This is a genomic window from Arthrobacter sp. KKT183 (genome assembly GCF_055657625.1).
This window is the reverse complement of the sequence record NZ_CM145770.1, coordinates 369,117-386,016: the sequence shown is the minus strand read 5'-3', so window position 1 is coordinate 386,016 and position 16,900 is coordinate 369,117. Positions and strand designations below refer to the sequence as shown.

The 16,900-nt window shown below is 60.8% G+C and carries 18 protein-coding genes and 1 pseudogene; 12 read left to right on the top strand and 7 right to left on the bottom strand.

Annotation, left to right across the window (positions count from 1 at the left end):
• Positions 1-11 precede the first annotated feature (11 nt).
• Positions 12-554 carry an isopentenyl-diphosphate Delta-isomerase gene (gene idi / locus ACZ2GY_RS01960; protein ID WP_471672831.1) on the bottom strand — a complete coding sequence of 181 codons (543 nt, stop codon included), beginning with the start codon at positions 552-554 and terminating at the stop codon, positions 12-14.
• Between the two features lie 20 nt (positions 555-574).
• Between idi and ACZ2GY_RS01955 the strand changes: the two genes are divergently transcribed.
• The 6 genes from ACZ2GY_RS01955 to ACZ2GY_RS01930 are packed head-to-tail and all read left to right on the top strand — an operon-like array spanning position 575 to position 5,720.
• Positions 575-1,660 (top strand): polyprenyl synthetase family protein, encoded by a 1,086-nt coding sequence (locus ACZ2GY_RS01955; RefSeq protein ID WP_471672830.1) that lies wholly within the window; start codon positions 575-577, stop codon positions 1,658-1,660.
• Positions 1,657-2,571 (top strand): phytoene/squalene synthase family protein, encoded by a 915-nt coding sequence (locus ACZ2GY_RS01950; RefSeq protein WP_277359030.1) that lies wholly within the window; start codon positions 1,657-1,659, stop codon positions 2,569-2,571. The genes ACZ2GY_RS01955 and ACZ2GY_RS01950 overlap by 4 nt, the downstream gene beginning before the upstream one ends.
• Positions 2,568-4,175, top strand: coding sequence for a phytoene desaturase family protein (gene crtI / locus ACZ2GY_RS01945; RefSeq protein WP_471672829.1), 1,608 nt, complete (start codon positions 2,568-2,570; stop codon positions 4,173-4,175). Before ACZ2GY_RS01950 ends, crtI begins: the two co-directional genes overlap by 4 nt.
• Positions 4,175-4,540, top strand: a complete 366-nt coding sequence (locus ACZ2GY_RS01940) for a lycopene cyclase domain-containing protein (RefSeq protein WP_277359028.1) — start codon at positions 4,175-4,177, stop codon at positions 4,538-4,540. Before crtI ends, ACZ2GY_RS01940 begins: the two co-directional genes overlap by 1 nt.
• Positions 4,537-4,860 carry a lycopene cyclase domain-containing protein gene (locus ACZ2GY_RS01935; protein ID WP_346027964.1) on the top strand — a complete coding sequence of 108 codons (324 nt, stop codon included), beginning with the start codon at positions 4,537-4,539 and terminating at the stop codon, positions 4,858-4,860. The genes ACZ2GY_RS01940 and ACZ2GY_RS01935 overlap by 4 nt, the downstream gene beginning before the upstream one ends.
• Positions 4,857-5,720, top strand: coding sequence for a prenyltransferase (locus ACZ2GY_RS01930; protein WP_471672828.1), 864 nt, complete (start codon positions 4,857-4,859; stop codon positions 5,718-5,720). The genes ACZ2GY_RS01935 and ACZ2GY_RS01930 overlap by 4 nt, the downstream gene beginning before the upstream one ends.
• A gap of 123 nt (positions 5,721-5,843) precedes the next feature.
• Here ACZ2GY_RS01930 and ACZ2GY_RS01925 read toward each other — a convergent pair whose 3' ends face one another.
• Entirely contained in the window at positions 5,844-6,425 is a 582-nt protein-coding gene (locus tag ACZ2GY_RS01925) for a recombinase family protein (protein ID WP_471672827.1), read from the bottom strand.
• Between the two features lie 155 nt (positions 6,426-6,580).
• Between ACZ2GY_RS01925 and ACZ2GY_RS01920 the strand changes: the two genes are divergently transcribed.
• From ACZ2GY_RS01920 to ACZ2GY_RS01910, 3 genes are all read left to right on the top strand, one after another.
• Positions 6,581-7,252: a Type 1 glutamine amidotransferase-like domain-containing protein gene (locus ACZ2GY_RS01920; protein ID WP_471672826.1), complete on the top strand. Its 672-nt coding sequence runs from the start codon at positions 6,581-6,583 to the stop codon at positions 7,250-7,252.
• Between the two features lie 186 nt (positions 7,253-7,438).
• On the top strand, positions 7,439-8,089 hold the full coding sequence (locus ACZ2GY_RS01915) for a hypothetical protein (RefSeq protein WP_471672825.1): 651 nt from the start codon (positions 7,439-7,441) through the stop codon (positions 8,087-8,089).
• A 126-nt stretch (positions 8,090-8,215) separates the two neighbouring features.
• Complete coding sequence (locus ACZ2GY_RS01910) at positions 8,216-8,626, top strand: hypothetical protein (protein ID WP_471672824.1); 411 nt, start codon at positions 8,216-8,218, stop codon at positions 8,624-8,626.
• A gap of 821 nt (positions 8,627-9,447) precedes the next feature.
• Here the strand turns inward: ACZ2GY_RS01910 and ACZ2GY_RS01905 are convergent.
• Both ACZ2GY_RS01905 and ACZ2GY_RS01900 read right to left on the bottom strand, forming a co-directional pair.
• Entirely contained in the window at positions 9,448-10,140 is a 693-nt protein-coding gene (locus ACZ2GY_RS01905) for a response regulator (RefSeq protein WP_471672823.1), read from the bottom strand.
• Positions 10,137-11,399: a sensor histidine kinase gene (locus ACZ2GY_RS01900; protein ID WP_471672822.1), complete on the bottom strand. Its 1,263-nt coding sequence runs from the start codon at positions 11,397-11,399 to the stop codon at positions 10,137-10,139. The genes ACZ2GY_RS01905 and ACZ2GY_RS01900 overlap by 4 nt, the downstream gene beginning before the upstream one ends.
• Positions 11,400-11,715: 316 nt before the next feature.
• On the opposite strand from ACZ2GY_RS01900, the gene ACZ2GY_RS01895 reads away from it, so the two are divergent.
• On the top strand, positions 11,716-12,498 hold the full coding sequence (locus ACZ2GY_RS01895) for a tetratricopeptide repeat protein (RefSeq protein WP_471672821.1): 783 nt from the start codon (positions 11,716-11,718) through the stop codon (positions 12,496-12,498).
• A 25-nt stretch (positions 12,499-12,523) separates the two neighbouring features.
• Here ACZ2GY_RS01895 and ACZ2GY_RS01890 read toward each other — a convergent pair whose 3' ends face one another.
• Positions 12,524-13,801: a helix-turn-helix domain-containing protein gene (locus ACZ2GY_RS01890; protein ID WP_471672820.1), complete on the bottom strand. Its 1,278-nt coding sequence runs from the start codon at positions 13,799-13,801 to the stop codon at positions 12,524-12,526.
• 95 nt (positions 13,802-13,896) lie between these two features.
• On the opposite strand from ACZ2GY_RS01890, the gene ACZ2GY_RS01885 reads away from it, so the two are divergent.
• Positions 13,897-14,427 carry a hypothetical protein gene (locus ACZ2GY_RS01885; protein WP_471672819.1) on the top strand — a complete coding sequence of 177 codons (531 nt, stop codon included), beginning with the start codon at positions 13,897-13,899 and terminating at the stop codon, positions 14,425-14,427.
• A gap of 409 nt (positions 14,428-14,836) precedes the next feature.
• On the opposite strand, the gene ACZ2GY_RS01880 is transcribed toward ACZ2GY_RS01885, so the two are convergent.
• The gene (locus ACZ2GY_RS01880; RefSeq protein WP_471672818.1) at positions 14,837-16,078 is read right to left on the bottom strand and encodes a HEPN-associated N-terminal domain-containing protein; all 1,242 of its coding nucleotides are present in this window, start codon (positions 16,076-16,078) and stop codon (positions 14,837-14,839) included.
• 87 nt (positions 16,079-16,165) lie between these two features.
• Between ACZ2GY_RS01880 and ACZ2GY_RS01875 the strand changes: the two genes are divergently transcribed.
• Complete coding sequence (locus tag ACZ2GY_RS01875) at positions 16,166-16,414, top strand: hypothetical protein (RefSeq protein ID WP_471673618.1); 249 nt, start codon at positions 16,166-16,168, stop codon at positions 16,412-16,414.
• 32 nt (positions 16,415-16,446) lie between these two features.
• On the opposite strand, the pseudogene ACZ2GY_RS01870 reads toward ACZ2GY_RS01875, so the two are convergent.
• A pseudogene (locus ACZ2GY_RS01870) lies at positions 16,447-16,782 on the bottom strand (IS21 family transposase); the annotation flags it as partial.
• Positions 16,783-16,900 lie beyond the last annotated feature (118 nt).

Sequence of the window (16,900 nt, the reverse complement as noted above, 5' to 3'; positions counted from 1 at the left end):
TAGAACAGCCGTCAGACGGAGGCGGCGAACCGCTCCGGGTAGAGCAGCGGCAACTGCAGGGTCAGCCACGGGCTGAAGGCCCAGGGTGCGGCGGCAACGGCCGCGGTGAGCTGCAGCGGGTCGGCCCACTGCACCTGCATCACCTCGTCCTCGCGGGGGTTCACCGGGGAAACCGCGCGTGCCGTGTAAACGGGGCAGATCTCGTTTTCCACCACGCCCGAGGCATCCACCGCCCGGTACCGGAAGTCCGGAAGCCGTAGCTCAATCAGATCAAGGCGCAGCCCCAGCTCGTGGTCCGCGCGGCGCGCCACGGCATCCTCGGTTGCCTCACCCGGGCCCGGGTGGCCGCAGAAGGAGTTGGTCCACACGCCCGGCCAGGTGCGCTTGGACAGCGCGCGGCGCGTGAGGAGGATGCGGCCGGCGTCGTCATACACGTGCGTCGAGAAGGCCAGGTGCAGCGGGGTGGAGGTCGAATGGACCGTCGCCTTGTCCGCCGTGCCGACGGGCGTTCCGTCGTCAGCCGCCAGGACAACCAGCTCTGCGGTGCGGTTCATTTCCCTCCAATGGGTGACGCGTGTTTACTTTACCTATGGACAAGGAGATCACACTGGCTGGATCCACCGACAGCCAGCTGGTAGATGACGTCCTGACGTCCTTCTTCGCCCGGTCCAAATCACGCGCCGAAGCGATGCATCCCGATTACCGCACCATGTGGGAGCACCTCGAAACGTGCACCGTGGGAGGCAAGCGGTTCCGCCCCCGCCTCGTGATGACTGTCTACAGCCTGCTGGGCGGCACTGAAAGGGTCACGGCGGCCACCGTCGCTGCATCCTTCGAACTCCTCCACACCTCGCTGATTGTGCATGACGACGTCGTGGACCGGGACTTTACCCGCCGTGGAATCCCCAACGTGTCAGGGACGTACCGCAACCTCGCCGCCGCGCAGGGAAGCAGTCCCTCGCGTGCCGAGCATGCCGGGCTGTCCGTGGGAGTGATTGCCGGTGATTTGGCGCTGTCCAACGCCTACCGGCTGCTCGGCGAGGTGGACACAGACCTCGCTACCCGGCAGCGGCTGGGAGATCTTCTCGATGAAGCCATCTTTGCGTCCGCGGCCGGCGAACTACTTGATGTGTTAGCTCCTTTTGATCCAACTCCGCAGCCTGTTGAGGAAGTGCTCGACATGGCGCGGCTGAAAACTGCTGTGTACTCCTTCGAAGCGCCGCTGCAGGCCGGTGCGGTGCTTGCCGGCGGCGATGACCTGCTGGTGAACGCGCTGGGAGAGTTCGGCCGCTGCATCGGGATTGCGTACCAGGTGGCTGATGACCTGATCGGCGTCTTCGGCGACGAGAGCCGCACGGGCAAAGTCGGCTGGAGTGACCTGCGCGAGGGTAAACGTACTGCGCTGATCTCCTACGCAGCGGACCAGCCGCAGTGGCCGCGGATCGCGGCGCTGCTGGCGGACCCGGACCTGACCGCAACCGGTGCGGCGGAGGTCCGAGAGCTGCTGATTGAATCGGGTGCGCGCGACCAAGCCACCCGTCTCGCCGCCGACCTGACCGAGCGCGCGCTGCAGGCCCTCGTGGAACCGTATGTGCCGCAGGCCCTGCGTGACGGTCTGGCGCCCATCTCCGACGTCGTCAGCGAAAGGGTTCGGGCGTGAGCCGGGACCGCGATGCGCTCGCTGACTACACGGCTGCTGCACTGAAGTCTTCCGCCGTAGTGCTGCGCTCCTACTCGACCTCCTTCGGGTTGGCTTCGCGGCTGTTCGAGGGCAGCGTGCGCCGGCAGGTGGAGTCCGTGTACGCGCTGGTGCGGGTTGCTGATGAAATTGTCGACGGCGTCACCTCCGCCGCGGGATTGACTCCTGAGGACACCCGGCGCCAGCTTGACGACTTCGAACGCGAAACGGAACGCGCGCTGGATACCGGGTACAGCACCAACCTGGTGGTCCACGCTTTTGCCCATACCGCCCGCCGCACCGGGATCGGCACTGACCTTACCCGCCCATTCTTTGCCTCCATGCGCGCGGACCTGGAGCAGGCGGAACACACCCCTGAGTCCTTCGCCGTGTACGTCTACGGATCCGCGGAAGTAGTCGGGCTGATGTGCCTTAAGTGCTTCCTCGACGGGCACGCGGTGAGCGCCACGGAAACGAAGAAGCTCGAGCGCGGCGCCCGGCACCTCGGCGCAGCCTTCCAGAAGGTCAACTTCCTCCGGGACCTCGCCGAGGATTTCGAGTCGCTTGGCCGCAGCTACTTCCCGGACGTCTCCCCGGACAACTTCGATGAGGCGCACAAGGAACGGTTGCTTGCGGACATCGAACACGATCTGAGCGAATCCCGTGCCGTGCTCCGCGGGCTGCCCCCATCCAGCCGCAGGGCCGTGGCCCTGGCACAGGAACTGTTCGCCGAACTGGCCGCGCGCATCCGCGCGACTCCTGCCTCAGAACTGATGCGCACGCGAATCAGCGTGCCCAACACGGTGAAGCTGCGCATCGCGGCCGCTGTCCTCACCGGCAAGCGCGGGCTGGAACCCTCCAGCCCGCATCCATCCCGCGTGGAGGCACAGTGAAGGCACGCACACCGTCCGGACGCGCCGTCGTCGTCATCGGTGGCGGTATCAGCGGACTGGCAACCGCAGCGCTGCTGGCCACCGAAGGCCATTCCGTCACGGTGCTGGAAAAGCAGGACACCGTGGGCGGCAGGGCCGGCTCCTGGAGCGAGGACGGCTTCCGGTTTGACGCCGGGCCCTCCTGGTACCTCATGCCCGAGGTGATCGACCACTACTTCCGGCTGCTGGGCACCTCGGCCGATGAGCAGCTGGACCTCGTGAAACTCGATCCGGGCTACCGGCTCCTGTCCGAGGGCTACCCCGAACCCGTTGATGTTCCCGCCGAGAGGCACCGGGTGGTGGAACTCTTCGAGCGGCTGGAACCGGGTGCCGGCGCAAAGCTGGAGCAGTACCTCGATTCCGCTGCGGACACATACACCATGGCCACGCGCCGGTTCCTCTACTCCACCTTCGAATCGTTCACTTCGCTGTTGACACCGGATGTGCTCGGGCGCCTGCCGCGGCTCGGCCGGCTGCTGCTGGAACCGCTCCACAACTACGCCCGCCGCTATGTGAGCGACCCGCGGCTGCAGCAGATCCTCGAATACCCTGCGGTGTTCCTCGGGACCTCCCCGTTCACCGCGCCCAGCATGTACCACCTGATGAGCCATCTGGACCTCGACGACGGCGTGCTCTATCCCATGGGCGGCTTCACCCGGCTGGTGGACGCGCTGGAGGGCCTGGCCCGGAATGCCGGCGTCACCATCACCACGGGCGCCGAGGTCACCGGGATCGAGACCACTGCGACGGCCTCCCGCAAGCGACCCGCGGCCGTCCGTGGGGTGAGCTACCGCTCCGCTGACAGGAGGGAGCACACCATCGCGGCCGACGTCGTCGTCTCCGCAGCGGACCTTCACCACACCGAAACCACGCTGCTCCCCCGCGAACTGCAGACCTATCCCCAGCGGTACTGGAACCGCAGCACAGCCGGGCCCAGCGCCCTTCTGCTCTACCTGGGCGTCCGCGGCGAGCTGCCGGAGCTGCAGCACCACACACTGCTGTTCACGGGTGACTGGGAGGAGAACTTCCGTGCGATCTTCGGCCGAACTCCCTTCATTCCCACGCCCGCGTCCATGTATGTGTGCAAGCCCAGCGCCACGGATCCCACCGTGGCTCCGGAGGGACACGAGAACGTCTTTGTCCTGGTCCCGATCCCGGCGGATCCAAGCCTGGGAGGTGCGGGCGGCGAGCGCATCGAGCGCGTCGCTGATGCTGTTATCCAACAGCTGAGCGAGTGGGCCGGCATCCCGGACCTCGCGGACCGCATCGTACTCCGGCGCAGCTACGGCCCGGCGGACTTCGAGCGCGACTACCACTCGTGGAAAGGCACCTCGCTGGGCCCGGCCCACACCCTGCAGCAGAGCGCGTTCTTCCGCGCGGGCAACGTCAGCCGCAAGGTTCAGGGCCTGTACTACGCGGGCGGTTCCACCATCCCCGGGATCGGGATCCCGATGTGCCTGATCAGCGCCGAACTGGTGATCAAGCGGCTGCGCAGGGACCTGAGCACCGGCCCGCTTCCCGTGCCGCTGCGGGCAGGCAGGGTCCGCGAAACCACGGTCACGTGATGGGCGCTGCCTACCTGCTGTTCCTCCTGATCTCGCTGGGCTGCATGGTGCTTCTCGACCAGCGCCTGCGCCTGTTCTTCTGGCACGACGCCCGCCGGGCCGCCGTCGTTCTGATCACCGGAGTGCTGTTTTTCCTCGTATGGGACCTCGCCGGGATCGGGCTGGGGATCTTCTACCGGGGTACCGCAGCGATGACGGGAGTGATGCTCGCACCCGAGTTGCCCCTGGAGGAACCGATCTTCCTCGCCTTCCTGTGCTATCTGGTGATGAACCTGTTCCTGTGGTTCCGGCGCATCTTCACCGAGCGCAGCAGCAGTCCCCGGGATGCACGGCAACTGTCGGACGAGCCGGGAGGGCAATCGTGACCTACTGGGCGCTCAATGCGGTGTTCCTCCTTCCGGCGCTTCTTGTCGGCGGCCTAACAGCGGCGGCATTGAAAGACGGCAGGCGCAGGACTGCGCTCGCTGCGGCAGGTGCCGCCGCCGTCGTCGTGCTGGTTCTGACCGCCGTGTTCGACAGCATGATGATCGCGTTCGGGCTCTTCAGTTACTCCGAGGAGCTGATCTCCGGCGTCTACATCGGGTTCGCTCCGATTGAAGACTTCGCCTATCCCGTGGCGGCTGTGCTCCTGCTACCCGCGCTGTGGATCCTGCTGGGCAAACGGGCGGGGAAGCCGCAGCCATGAAGACCCTCCGCACCTTGCTGGTGTCCTCGCGCCCGCTGTCCTGGGTGAACACGGCGTTCCCGTTTGCGGCCGCCTACCTGCTGACCGCCGGGCGGATCGACCTCGCCTGGATTATTGGAACCCTCTACTTCCTGATCCCCTACAACCTGGCGATGTACGGGATCAATGACGTGTTCGACTACGAGTCTGACCTCCGCAATCCCCGCAAGGGCGGCGTGGAAGGTGCCGTGCTTGACCGGACCATGCACGCGACCACTCTCCGCGCGGCGATTGCCACCAATGTGCCGTTCCTCGCGGCGCTGGTTTTGCTGGGCGGGCCGTTGTCCTGGCTGGTGCTGGCCGTCAGCGTCTTCGCGGTCATCGCGTACAGCGCTCCGAAACTCCGCTTCAAGGAACGCCCCTTCCTGGACTCAATCACCTCGAGCACGCACTTTGTCAGCCCGGCGGTCTATGGGCTGGTGCTGGCGCAGGCCGAGTTCACGCCGGCGCTGTGGGCACTGCTGGCCTCTTTTTTCCTGTGGGGCGTGGCGAGCCAGGCGTTCGGCGCGGTGCAGGACGTCGTGGCAGACCGGGCCGGCGGTATCGCCTCCATTGCGACGGTGACCGGTGGCCGGGCGACCGTGAGGTTTGCCATCGCCTCCTATCTGGTCAGCGGTGCTCTCCTGCTCTTCACCCCGTGGCCTGGACCGCTAGCCTCCTTCCTGGTTCTGCTGTATGTGGTCAATATCGTCCCCTTTGCTTCCCTGGAGGACGACGACGCCGAGCTCGCCCACCGCGGTTGGGAACGGTTCCTGTGGCTGAACTATGTCACCGGGTTCTTCGTAACGATGCTGCTGATCTGGTACGCGGTAACCCGCTGACTCGGCAATTACGCAACGCTTTTGTTGCTCCGGCGCAGCTGGCGGCTGGTCTGCTGACCGCACTGCTCGGTGCGCCGTACTTCGTATACCTGCTGTTCCGTAGCCGGCTTACGCGGTGAGGGTTCAGGATTTCGACGCCGCAGCGCGTCTCTTGATCTCGCGATAGATAGTTGTCCGGGAGACTGAGAATATCTCCGCCAGTTCCATCTGTGTGTACTTGTCTTCGTCGACCAGCTCGTATAGGTGACGGCGGCGAGTGAGAGACAGTTTGGGCGGCTTGCCCCGCAGCCGGCCTTTGGCTTTCGCCACGGCCATGCCTTCGCGCGTGCGGGCTCGAATCAGGTCTGACTCGAACTCGGCGACCATGCCGAGCACGTTGAACATGAGGCGGCCCACCGGGTCAGTCGGATCGTAGACACTGTTACCGAGACTTAGCGACACACCTTTTCGGGTGAGTTCATCGGCGATATCCCGGGCGTCGGGTAACGACCGCGCAAGCCGGTCAAGTTTGGTGACGACAAGCGTGTCACCGGCCCGGACCGCAGCCAATGCCTGGAGAAGTCCGGGGCGGGCTCGGTTGGTGCCGGTCAGCCCGTGGTCGACGTAAGTGTTGTCCGCTTCTACTCCGAGAGCGGCCAGACCTTCCCTTTGAATGGTGAGGTCTTGCTGATGTGTAGAGACTCGCGCGTAGCCGATCTTCACCATTTCAGTGTTGCACTTATCGTTCCTTCACGGGGCTTTTCATCGTGCGGGTTTTACGCGCATTTGATGGTCGGTCGAGCACTCGATGGCATTTGGGCGCCGTGAACGCCGACCGATCGAGTCGCGGTGCTACGAGCCGCAGCCGCTAGGATGGCGCCGTGAAGCTTCTCCTTACGTCGGCTGGCGTCACCAATCCAACGATCTTCGCAGCACTCGAAGAACTGATCGGCAAGCCGATCAGCGAGTCCAACGCACTGTGCATTCCCACCGCCCAATATGGTCACCCATGGGTCGGCCCCGGCATCAAGGCATGGGAATTTATCAGTGGAAGATCCGAGAATCCCATGGTTGACCTGGGATGGGAATCGGTCGGCGTGCTGGAATTGACCGCGCTGCCGAGCATCGATGAAGAGCGGTGGAAGCCACTCGTTCTCGAAACCGACGTGTTACTGGCGGCTGGCGGTGACGCTCTATACCTCAACCACTGGGTGCAGCAGTCCGGACTGGCCGATATGTTCCCGTCGCTGACGAAAACTGTGTGGGTTGGGATGAGCGCTGGCAGCATGGTGATGACCCCGCAGATCGGTCGTGAGTTCGTCGGCTGGAAGTCGATGACCGGTGACGACAGCACACTGGGAGTAGTTCCCTTTTCGATTTGCCCGCACCTCGCGCCCGACGGTGCACCCGGTAACTCTTTAGCGGCAGCAGAGAAATGGGCTGGCGGTATACAGCAACCGTCCTACGCCATCGATGACCAAACGGCCATCAGCGTGACTGATGATGCGGTAGAAGTCCTCACAGAGGGCATCTGGCGGTACTTCCCAAAGTAGACGACGGCCAACCTCACCGCCAGAAGGACCGGCTTGCGGGCAGTGGGGCAGTCGTCAGATGCCTATCCGCACGCTGACGGTTCGGCTTACGCAGCACTGTCTCCTGTCATCCGGGGCAAGGCTCTCCGAGCTCGTAGGCAAAGGATCAGTCCGGCAGGATCTAAGGTCGAAGGCATGGGGAACAGCATGAATTCTAATGACTGGGTAGATCACGAGCGTCAGGACGGTGGTGTGCGCATTGTCGAACTCGGCGCCGAGCCGACAGACGCGCTCGAACCTGCATCGACTGACCGGCCGAACGCGCCACGGCGCTGGCCCTTCATACTTGTGGCGATACTAGGTACCGCATTAGTTGCTGGCCTTACGCTCGTGCCGCTAATCGACGACACCCCTCTCCCCGATGGCTCCGAAGCGCCTGTGACGACTAAGAATGTCGAGGTTCCCGCGATACCAGAGGCGTGCAATGCCATTGAACAGGCATTGCAAGCCGGCGAATCCTCAAGGACCAACCCCCCGTCTGGGTACAGGTGGTACGCCGCAGAGACGCCCGAGCGTACCTTTAGCAATATTGGCCTCGTTCATCCTGATGGTTCCATTCAACTATGCGAGGAATCTGCGCAAGAAGCCTCGCTCAATATCCAATTCCCCACCGAGGCGGACTTAGGTGAGCTCCCTGAGAACTTAACTTACGCATACACCTCGGCCTACGATCCCCCGAACGATGGCTTGTTGAGTCTTACCCTAGAAGGGGTTCGCTTACCTGACGGGACAGTGGTGAAAAGCCTCACCCTTCTTGACGGACGCAGCGTCCCTGCCGTGCCAGTATCCGATCATTAGGGCGACACCAAAAGCACAAGGTCCTCAAGGGAACTAACCGTGCACCCAAAGGTTCGGCTTGAGGGCACTGAACGACCGGCTTGCGGACGGTCGTCGACTCGACCGACTCCTGCATAATGGTGCGGTATGGGGAAGAAATGGCTGATCGCAGTCCTGGTAGGAGTACCACTGGTCTTCGTAGCAGGGATAATCTATTTGTTTCTGCACCCTCAACTCACCCTCACGCTCGAGGACGTGATGGAAGCCGAGTACACAGGGAAAGATGTAACTACCGAGGTCACAGAGATCACTGACTTAACATGCGGTGCCGAGGTTGGCTGCGTTGAGGCATACAGCACTGCTGAAGCGAACTACTACCGTTTTCGAACGCGTGCCGCGGCCACAGAGTACAACTCGACCCTTACCGACAGCTTTAGTGTGAACTACTTCGTCATGGACTTCGCAGGCAAGGACGCTTCTGTGAACGACCAGCTCTTTGCTATGCATCAACTGGCAGGTACATGGAATGACTACGAGGGTGACTTCCCGGTCCGCTAGTTCATCGAGTCACATGCTCGGTGAAGGATCCGTCGAGCTGATGGTCTTGTTGCTGAGTATCACGGGGACAACAATGGGCTAGATGGGGAATTCAAAGGAGCGAGGCGAACTTCGCCGCTCAAGAACACTTCTAGTCTCTGCGCTTCTTGGTGTTGGATTCGTAATCTGCGCAACGTTATTCGCATCGCTCATGTCCCGATACTTCTGGGTCGAAGATTCAGGAGTAGAAGAAGGATCGGCCACATTCAAGCATCTGGTGAGCGCGACTCCCAGCGAACAAGGACTGTTTGCCTTCGCGGTACTGCTGATCGTCATTGGAGTCGTTGCCTGGATCTGGCGGCCTTCCCCACCTAGTCAGTGGCGCGGAGCACAGGACTAGGTGGTTCAGTAGCGCCCCTTCGGCGGACCATCCCTCGCCCCCGAACGGTGAGGGATCCCTCACCGCTCATCTCCTGATTTCAAATTTCCAGGAGATTCTTTATGGGTGCGCTTCTTAGTGGTCGTTAGTGTGCTGTTTCTCGTGATCATCGAGGACTTTCCGAGCCAGCTTCCTGGCCGCTTCAATTCGCTGGAGAGAGGGCGGGTGCGTGGCGACTTCGGTTCGTGCAGGTGCTGCGCTCTTGTCCCGCGGCTGGTCAGCGCTGGATTCAGCTGCTCGCCGCCGGAGGCCTGTCGCGATGAATGCGATCGCGGCCAGGAGGATGAGCACTATTGGTACAGATTTGCTAAGAGGGATGCCCGTGGCCACGTGCAGGATCGCTGGCACAGCGCAAGCCGCACATGTTGCTGGCCAAATCACCTTGAGTAGCCTCATCGGAGATCTAGCCGAGGAGCCGGTGTTCGTGGGCGAACGCGATCAGCTGTAGCCGGGTACGAAGCTGGAGCTTGTCCAGCACGTTGCGCAGGTGAGTCTTGATCGTTGCTTCGGAAACGAAGAGGCTTTCGGCCATCTCACTGTTGCTCAGTCCTTTAGCTGCTAGAAGGAACACCTCTTCCTCCCGACCGGACAGGTCTTCGAGGACTGATAGGTCCGGTCCCGCTGCTGGAAATGTTCGTGCCGCGTGTTCAAAGAGTGAGTGTATGGATCCGGGCGCGATGACGGAGTACCCCGCATGGACTGTGCGTATCGCGGCCAGTAGGAATTCTGGTTCTGCGCTTTTCAGGAGGTAGCCGCTAGCACCGGCCTGGATGGCTTGAACGATGGCTTGATCCCTGTTGAAGGTCGTCAGCGCGATGATCTTGGGTGCGGCAGTGCCGGCAGCGTCTGCTTGTTGCACGATTCGTCGGGTGGCTGTGACACCGTCCATGACCGGCATGCGTAGATCCATGAGTACGACGTCCAGAGAGTGTTCGGTCGCTGCTGCGAGGGCTTCTTCGCCGTTTGTTGCTTCCGTCGCGACGACCATGTCGTCCTGACTTTCTATGAGCATCCGGATCCCAGCACGGAATAGCTCCTGGTCATCGACCACTGCTACGGAGATGCGGGATTCGCCTTGGGGCAGGTCCTTTGTCATGGCTTCTTTCCGTCGCCGGAGCCGTTGTCCTGATCCAGATAAGGAATGTATGCGGTGACCCGGAAGCTTTGCCCGTCCGGGCCAGCTGTAATCCAACCACCAGCAAGATGGGCCCTTTCACGCATACCCGGGATTCCTCGACCGACGCGGAGTTCTTCTTCATCGTCGCTCGTCGTCTCAGCTTCCGCGTCGGGAATGGCTGAGGCCACGAGTATGGTCAGCCCAGGCCCGCTCCAGTTCAGGCGAAGCTGCACTTCTGTTCCCCGGCCGCCGTGCTTGAGCGCGTTCGTCAGACACTCCTGAATGATGCGATATGCCGCGAGCTGTTGGCCGGCGGTGAGTTCCTTTGCCTGCCCGGATTCGTTGTGAGTGATTTGCAGTCCGCTGCTTCTCATTCCCTCAACGAGCGGGGGTATGTCTTCCAGCCCGGGCTGAGGGTGCGCGTTGCTGTCAGCTGGACCGCCTTCAATGACCCTTTGAGCGTCGAGCAAGGCACGGCGCGCCGAGCGGGCTATGTTCTCGAGGGCGGCGTTCACTGAAGCTGGCAGGCCCTTATTCACATACCGGATGCCGTCGGCCTGTGCAGAAATGACCGCGAGCGAATGAGCGAGCACGTCATGCAAGTCTCTGGCGATCCGGGACCGCTCCTGTTCAACCACAAGATTGACAGTCGCCTCCTGGAAGCCCTTTTGTGCCGCATTGCGTGCCTGGAACAAGCTCCCGCGTTCTTGCTGAAGCGCCAGCAGCATGCCCACTGCCGCACAAGCTCCCGCGATCAGAAGAAGGAGCGCAAAGAGCTGCCACCCGTAGTTCATCAACATGGCCAGATCCCCGCCACGGGGGGCATACCATCCAACCCCTGCACCATAGCGCCAGGAAAGCATGAGTACCGTCATGAGTGCGGCGAACATTGCGTTCACACCCAGGGCGATGAAGCGAGTTCTTCTCGATGCGACCCAACAAGTGAAGCCCAACGCAATGAACGCGCCGATGTAGATTGCCCAATGGTTAGCTGCCATAGGTGGCAGCACGAAGAGGATCTGGCCCAGCAGAAGAACAGCCACGAGCACCAACGAGGCGTACGGCTTCCATGCTGACAAGCCGATTGCAACAGTCACCAGAATGAGCGGCCATGCCCCCGACCAATTCGTGAAGGCACCGTTCATACGACCGGCTTCCGCCAGACACCACAGCAAGAAGAAGGCCCCAGCCACAACAGGGGCACCCCAGACACGGGCGAGGCTCAGCGGTCGTTCCATGCCTGTCACCATATCCACCGCCGCGGCCTCTATCGGCTGGATTCGACGAACCTCAACCCGAAGGCTAGAAAACTCATCCTCAGAGATGAGCGCTGGCATCCTTCCTACAGAACCACCGGACGCAAGGCCCTAGAGGAAGCATGCTTGAACCAGCGAGGATCCTGCCTCCGCAGTGTCAGGACGATTTAGCAGGATCCCTCATCGGACACTGCGCCCTAATGCGACACCCCACTGCTCTCCCCGCCGACGCGTCGAAAGAAGTTCGTTCGTTCGTGTCTTCGTCATGCAACTCGCGGAGCTGTGGAAGGTTAGAGCCGTGAAAATTGTGCAAGAAGAAAGTGATGGGAAGCTGAGCTTCCGCCAAACGATCGAGGACGCCGAGCTCGAACCGGAAACGCTGTATAACGCAGCCAATGACCTCCAGCGGATCTCAAAAGCGGAAGCGATCGAATTGCTTTATCAGATGGCGATTGACGCAGGCGTTACCGACGCTCTGCTGAATTACGGCATCTTCCTGTGGTACGAAGGCAAGCTCAAGCAGGCCATTCCTCCTCTCGAGCAGGCCTACGAGGCCGACGACCAGCATGCTGCCCTGACACTCGGACAGATCTACTTTGAACTCAACGATGCAAAGACCGCCATCACCTGGTTCGAACGATCAGGTGAGCACCCATACGTGCCGGTGCGCCTGTCCCGTGCGTACCGTTCCCTCGGAGCCGAGAACACCGCACTGAGAATCCTGCTGGAGGCAAAAGACGAGAACCCGGAAGCTGCCGTCGAACTCGTACTGAGTGGAGAGCTGGAGGTTGACGAGTCGATTGAACTCCTCGAACGCCACATTGATGTAGGAGGTGTCGACGTGCTCATCCCGCTGGCGAACCTCTATGGGATGAAGGGACGTGTCGCCGACGAAATCGAACTTCTCCGTCGAGCCGTCGCAGCCGGCGAACCAAACGCAGTGCACAATCTCGGGCTAGCGCTTTGGCAAGCAGGACACCGCCAAGAAGGTAGAACACTCTTGAAGGAAGCTGCGCAAAGCGGTGACCAACTCGCCGCTCAAGCGTTGCACGGTCTCCGTAGAAAGCGCCGCAAGAGATAGCCCTCATCCCACAACAACGGATGCCTTATCGTGCGACTTGGCTGAAGGACTGTTCGATTGCGAAGTCTATGAACTCGTTTTCAAGCTCGCGACCCGCTTCCAGTTCGGGCGCGATTTGAGGAACGGAGTTCTCGTCGACGATTTCGGCGTTCATGGCACCTTTTGGTGCGCCCTGTTTCAGGTTCATACCGATAGGCAGCGCGAGCATGGTCAGGCACGCCAAGACGATTTCTGCCAGACGCCGCATTGAAGCCTGCTTCGAAGAATCGAGTTCAGACCATGAAACGTCCCCTTGTTCGGGCAACGCGCGCTCTATGGTGCGTCGGTGGTTGCCCGCAGCGAGTAGCGCCACTGTTAAAATCTCGTTGATCTTCCGCGCGCGAGCCACGAACCTGCGCACGATGACATCATTCGCATTAAAGTCAGCCTCCGCTTGTTGGATCTTCCGCTCGACCACCTTTTGCTTCTCCAGGATGCGTCCGCCGCTTGCCAATACAGCACACGCAACTGCCGTGATCACCGGCAACGCGACAAGCCCGGTGAGCAGCGCGGTTCCACCCGCGATCCCGAATCCACCAGCGGCTAAGCTGCCTCCCCCGATGGCGGCGAGAGCCGCTGATGTGGCGGTAGTACCAGACAAGCTTGAGATTGCCGCCCCCGTGGATGCCGTGGCGATGCTCGCGAACGTCATGTACGTGGCAGTTGCAGCGCCGGCCCCAAACGCTGCGCCGGTACCGCTTCCGAGAACTCCGGCGCCCAGCAGGGCGAAGATGCTCTTGCTGGTCTTCAACTGCGCGTCTTTGAACGCGTCAGAGAATTCCGGGTTCGCGTACGAGGGCTGAACGTCCGCGTGCACGATCACATCCTCTGGCAGGTCGGCAACACGTGTCACAACTCGAGAGAATGGATCGACCACTTCACGGTCAAACTCTCTAACCTTTTCGGCGAGACGTTGGGCGATCTCATCGGCCTCATGCTTATCGTTCTCTGCTCGCGCCTTGAGGCGGCTGGCTCGTTCGCCGTTCTGCTTTGCAAGCTTCATCGCGTCTAACACCTTCAGACTCCCGCTTTTGCGCTTGTCCGAACGTGCTTCGGAGCCTGCAGCTTCCCGGACGGCAGCCGCCTTCTCGGGCAGATGTGACGAAAGAGCCTCGATGAAGGCTTCAGATGGGGTTCGCACGCCATTTTCGATCTTCGAAATAAGGACGGTGCTGAAGCCAAGAGTTTCAGCGAGCTTTGCTTGGCTCCAGCCAACGCTTTTGCGTGCCTCGGCGAGGACTTCGCCTGCGGATCGGTTGTCCATAGTTTTGACACCTAACTGATACATGTATAGGTTCAACTCATACACGTACGAACACTCGTACATACGTATTCTAGATCAGAGAAGGAGCCAAGCTCATGAACAACCATGTTCCAGGACTATCCGCACGCGGTATCGGTAGGAAAATCGGTGCGACCGCTGTCGAGGTCAATTATCTGCTGAAGGACCAAGGGTTCCTCTATGGTGAGCCGGGTGCGTACGGCCTCACGCCAAAGGGCAAAGAGTACGGAGTCCAGCGGAGCCACGACAATGGGTACAGCGGTACATACCACGTGGCCTATGACACGACACATTTCGCCCCCAGCATCACCGAAGTTCTCGACTCCGCGCCTGAAAGGCTCGCGAAGGCGCGCGAGGACATCTTGGCGCGAAAGCAAGCGCTGCGCGCCGCGGCGAAGATCGCGCGGGCCCAGGCGGAGGCGCACTTCCAAACATTCCAGGCGAACAAGGAAGCGGGGGAGGTCGAGCACGAGATCGACCCGCAAAAGGTGTGGCTCGTCATTGCCGGCGTCGTGGTTATTGCCGGTGCGAGCTATGGCGCCTACAAGGGCGTCCAGTGGTACAAGCGCAAGAAGGCGGCGCAGACAGACCCCGACGTGGGCATTTAGGTCTAGGAAGAGCTGAATGGATGGCGACCGATTGAGTCGCCCAGCCCATGGGGAACCAGAGGGCCCACCGCGATTCGTTACCCATCTGTGGGGTCCCGGCAAAAATCCTTCACCGGGCGTTGGGGCGCCCTCTGATTCGCTGACTTGCGGCTGTGATGGACCGGCATCTGCAGGGCGGCAACATCTAGCGTTCGAGCCCAGGAACGGAATCCCGCAAAAACTCAGCCACCTCGGGGGAAATTTCAGGACCTTGAATCAGACTCACCATCGGCTCGGCACGGCGGTAATGCCGTGGGCGTGGTGGTACATCATCTGGACGCAGCACGGCAGGTGCTGGCGAGGCTGGAAACCAGGGACCCTGGTTAATCGCCAGCCCCACGCCAAATAGGTAGGCAAGTCAATTAGCGGGCTACTGTGGATCTTCAGCCAACCAGGTCGAGGTGTCTGCAAGCGGACCACGTTGCTGACTGTTAGGAATCAGTCCCAACCACGCCCTAGCGTTGTTAGCCCACCCTGGGTCCTGCTCGACACAACCCTCGTTATCGACGAACAACACGCAGTTCATCACCGTTTCGTTCTTGGCGGACCGCCAAAGAACTCCCATCGCCCGATTGCCCTGGGCGTCTTGAAAGAGTTCACGAAGGTGTTCGGCAACAATCTGCGTCGGGACGTAATGCTGATCTTCGTCATCTCCTGCCTTAGCAGTTTTGCGCACGTCGGCTGCGAATCCGTGTAGAAAAATTAGGTTAGATCGCCGATGGCGCTCGTCGGGATCAAAAAGCGACGGAATGCTTGGAAGGTCAACAAGATCGATAACGAGCATGGGACGAGCGGTTTCCCAAGCAGCAATGGTGGCGTACTCGTAGGACGTGTACCCATGAACTTCTGCCAAAACTCCGGTACTTGTCTTCGCGCCGTAGAAAACGCTGTCACCAGCCGCACTCATGCGGTTCGTCTTTGCAGCCCCTGGCGGTGGGCTGCCGAGATCCTTAGCGGATGAGAAGTGACCTGTTGATGCATGCGGGCGTGAGCGGAACCAGCGGGTGCCAGCTGGCAGCACCCGTGTCAGCTCGCCATGCTTGATTGTGGCCCTTAGTACGGTAAGCATGTCCTCTGGTGGTATGTCACCTTCCTCCCGCTGCCGATCTGCATCCGGAGACGGAACGTGCAACTTTTCGCGCGGAACCTTGGCCACGTATCTGCGGAAACCACTCCAGCCCCAAGACAAAGCTTCGACTGGTGATGAGCGGTATGGATTGAGTTGACACCATGGACCAACGATGGAATTTGAGAGATCAGCTCGAAGAGACGTGTTGTCCGTAACGTTGAACTTATCGAGTAGTTCCCAGGTGTCATAGACGGGAAGTTGATACCCGCCCTCCCTTCCGTCGTACCCCACACCCTCGTTGTCCGGATCGCCGTATTCCGTTTGGAAGCTCTCATGAATGGCATTCGCAAGGACGTCAACCGGCGCTGCTATGAAAGTGTCAGTGGCGAAGGTCCCGCAGTAGTCGCAGACTAGGGAGTCAACTTCGCACTGCACTAAAGCGCTGAGAGCTGCATCATTTACACAAGCGGAGCACACCCCCTTGTTGGTGAAAGACCATCCTTGGTCCCATTCCGTCAGCTGCTGATTCTTATAACCGCCCATTAGTCGAGCCTATGGCACTGAAGTCGCGATCCTGAGCAAACGGTGGTTTCTGAGCGGAAGAGTATCCGTAAGGGAATATCCAGCCTCGTGGGCGAAACTACCTTGGGGCTGGCAGAAAAAAGAGTGTATCTCCCCGAGGGCGTCCTCGATCCAGAGGACGAGACCAAACGTCGAGTGGTCGAGATGCTAAAAGCCCGGAATGAGGATAAGGATGCAAAAGTGACGGGCCTGCTCTCAGATCTTGTCAGGACACAGAACGACTCAGCAGCCCACACAGTGCTACTTAGGCAGACTCTCGCAACGCTCGACGACATGCTGAAAACTGTGGACCTTTGATCTGCCAAGTTCATAAACGGTCGATCGTTGGCTCGTCGCACCCTGACGTAATCCCGCACTGTTGAATAGGACACATCCTGCGCTGCGTGCTCCTCGATCAGCCGGGCAAGGATTCTCTTGGCAGTGTGGCGCTGTTTCCTCGGTGCCGTCGTGTCCTCGATCAGCATCGCGTCGATCACAGACTTGAAGGGTTCAAAACGAGGGGAGATTCTCTGCGGTGTCTTTCGAGCCGGCGGAACCGGCGACCTCAGAGCGCTCCTGACGGTCTTCCTTGATACCTGATACTTGCGCGCAAGCTCCCGAATCGACAGCTCCTCGAGTCTGGCGTCTCTCCGAATTCTCGCGAACAACTCCACTCTCGACCCCATCCTGGCCCTCCCGTGGTAGATCCCAATTGGATGGGATCAACGTTCACAGGTGGGTACCAATCAAGCCGTCATCAGGTTCGGCATGTCGCTGAGGTGGGTACCAATCGGGCCGTCCTGG

What these genes read in the sequence shown, in the direction of transcription:
- idi (WP_471672831.1), bottom strand. Translation starts at nt 554, where the DNA reads ATGAACCGCACCGCAGAGCTGGTTGTCCTGGCGGCTGACGACGGAACG.
- ACZ2GY_RS01940 (WP_277359028.1), top strand. Translation starts at nt 4,175, where the DNA reads ATGGGCGCTGCCTACCTGCTGTTCCTCCTGATCTCGCTGGGCTGCATG.
- ACZ2GY_RS01930 (WP_471672828.1), top strand. Translation starts at nt 4,857, where the DNA reads ATGAAGACCCTCCGCACCTTGCTGGTGTCCTCGCGCCCGCTGTCCTGG.
- ACZ2GY_RS01925 (WP_471672827.1), bottom strand. Translation starts at nt 6,425, where the DNA reads ATGGTGAAGATCGGCTACGCGCGAGTCTCTACACATCAGCAAGACCTC.
- ACZ2GY_RS01915 (WP_471672825.1), top strand. Translation starts at nt 7,439, where the DNA reads ATGAATTCTAATGACTGGGTAGATCACGAGCGTCAGGACGGTGGTGTG.
- ACZ2GY_RS01910 (WP_471672824.1), top strand. Translation starts at nt 8,216, where the DNA reads ATGGGGAAGAAATGGCTGATCGCAGTCCTGGTAGGAGTACCACTGGTC.
- ACZ2GY_RS01905 (WP_471672823.1), bottom strand. Translation starts at nt 10,140, where the DNA reads ATGACAAAGGACCTGCCCCAAGGCGAATCCCGCATCTCCGTAGCAGTG.
- ACZ2GY_RS01900 (WP_471672822.1), bottom strand. Translation starts at nt 11,399, where the DNA reads ATGGAACGACCGCTGAGCCTCGCCCGTGTCTGGGGTGCCCCTGTTGTG.
- ACZ2GY_RS01890 (WP_471672820.1), bottom strand. Translation starts at nt 13,801, where the DNA reads ATGGACAACCGATCCGCAGGCGAAGTCCTCGCCGAGGCACGCAAAAGC.
- ACZ2GY_RS01885 (WP_471672819.1), top strand. Translation starts at nt 13,897, where the DNA reads ATGAACAACCATGTTCCAGGACTATCCGCACGCGGTATCGGTAGGAAA.
- ACZ2GY_RS01880 (WP_471672818.1), bottom strand. Translation starts at nt 16,078, where the DNA reads ATGGGCGGTTATAAGAATCAGCAGCTGACGGAATGGGACCAAGGATGG.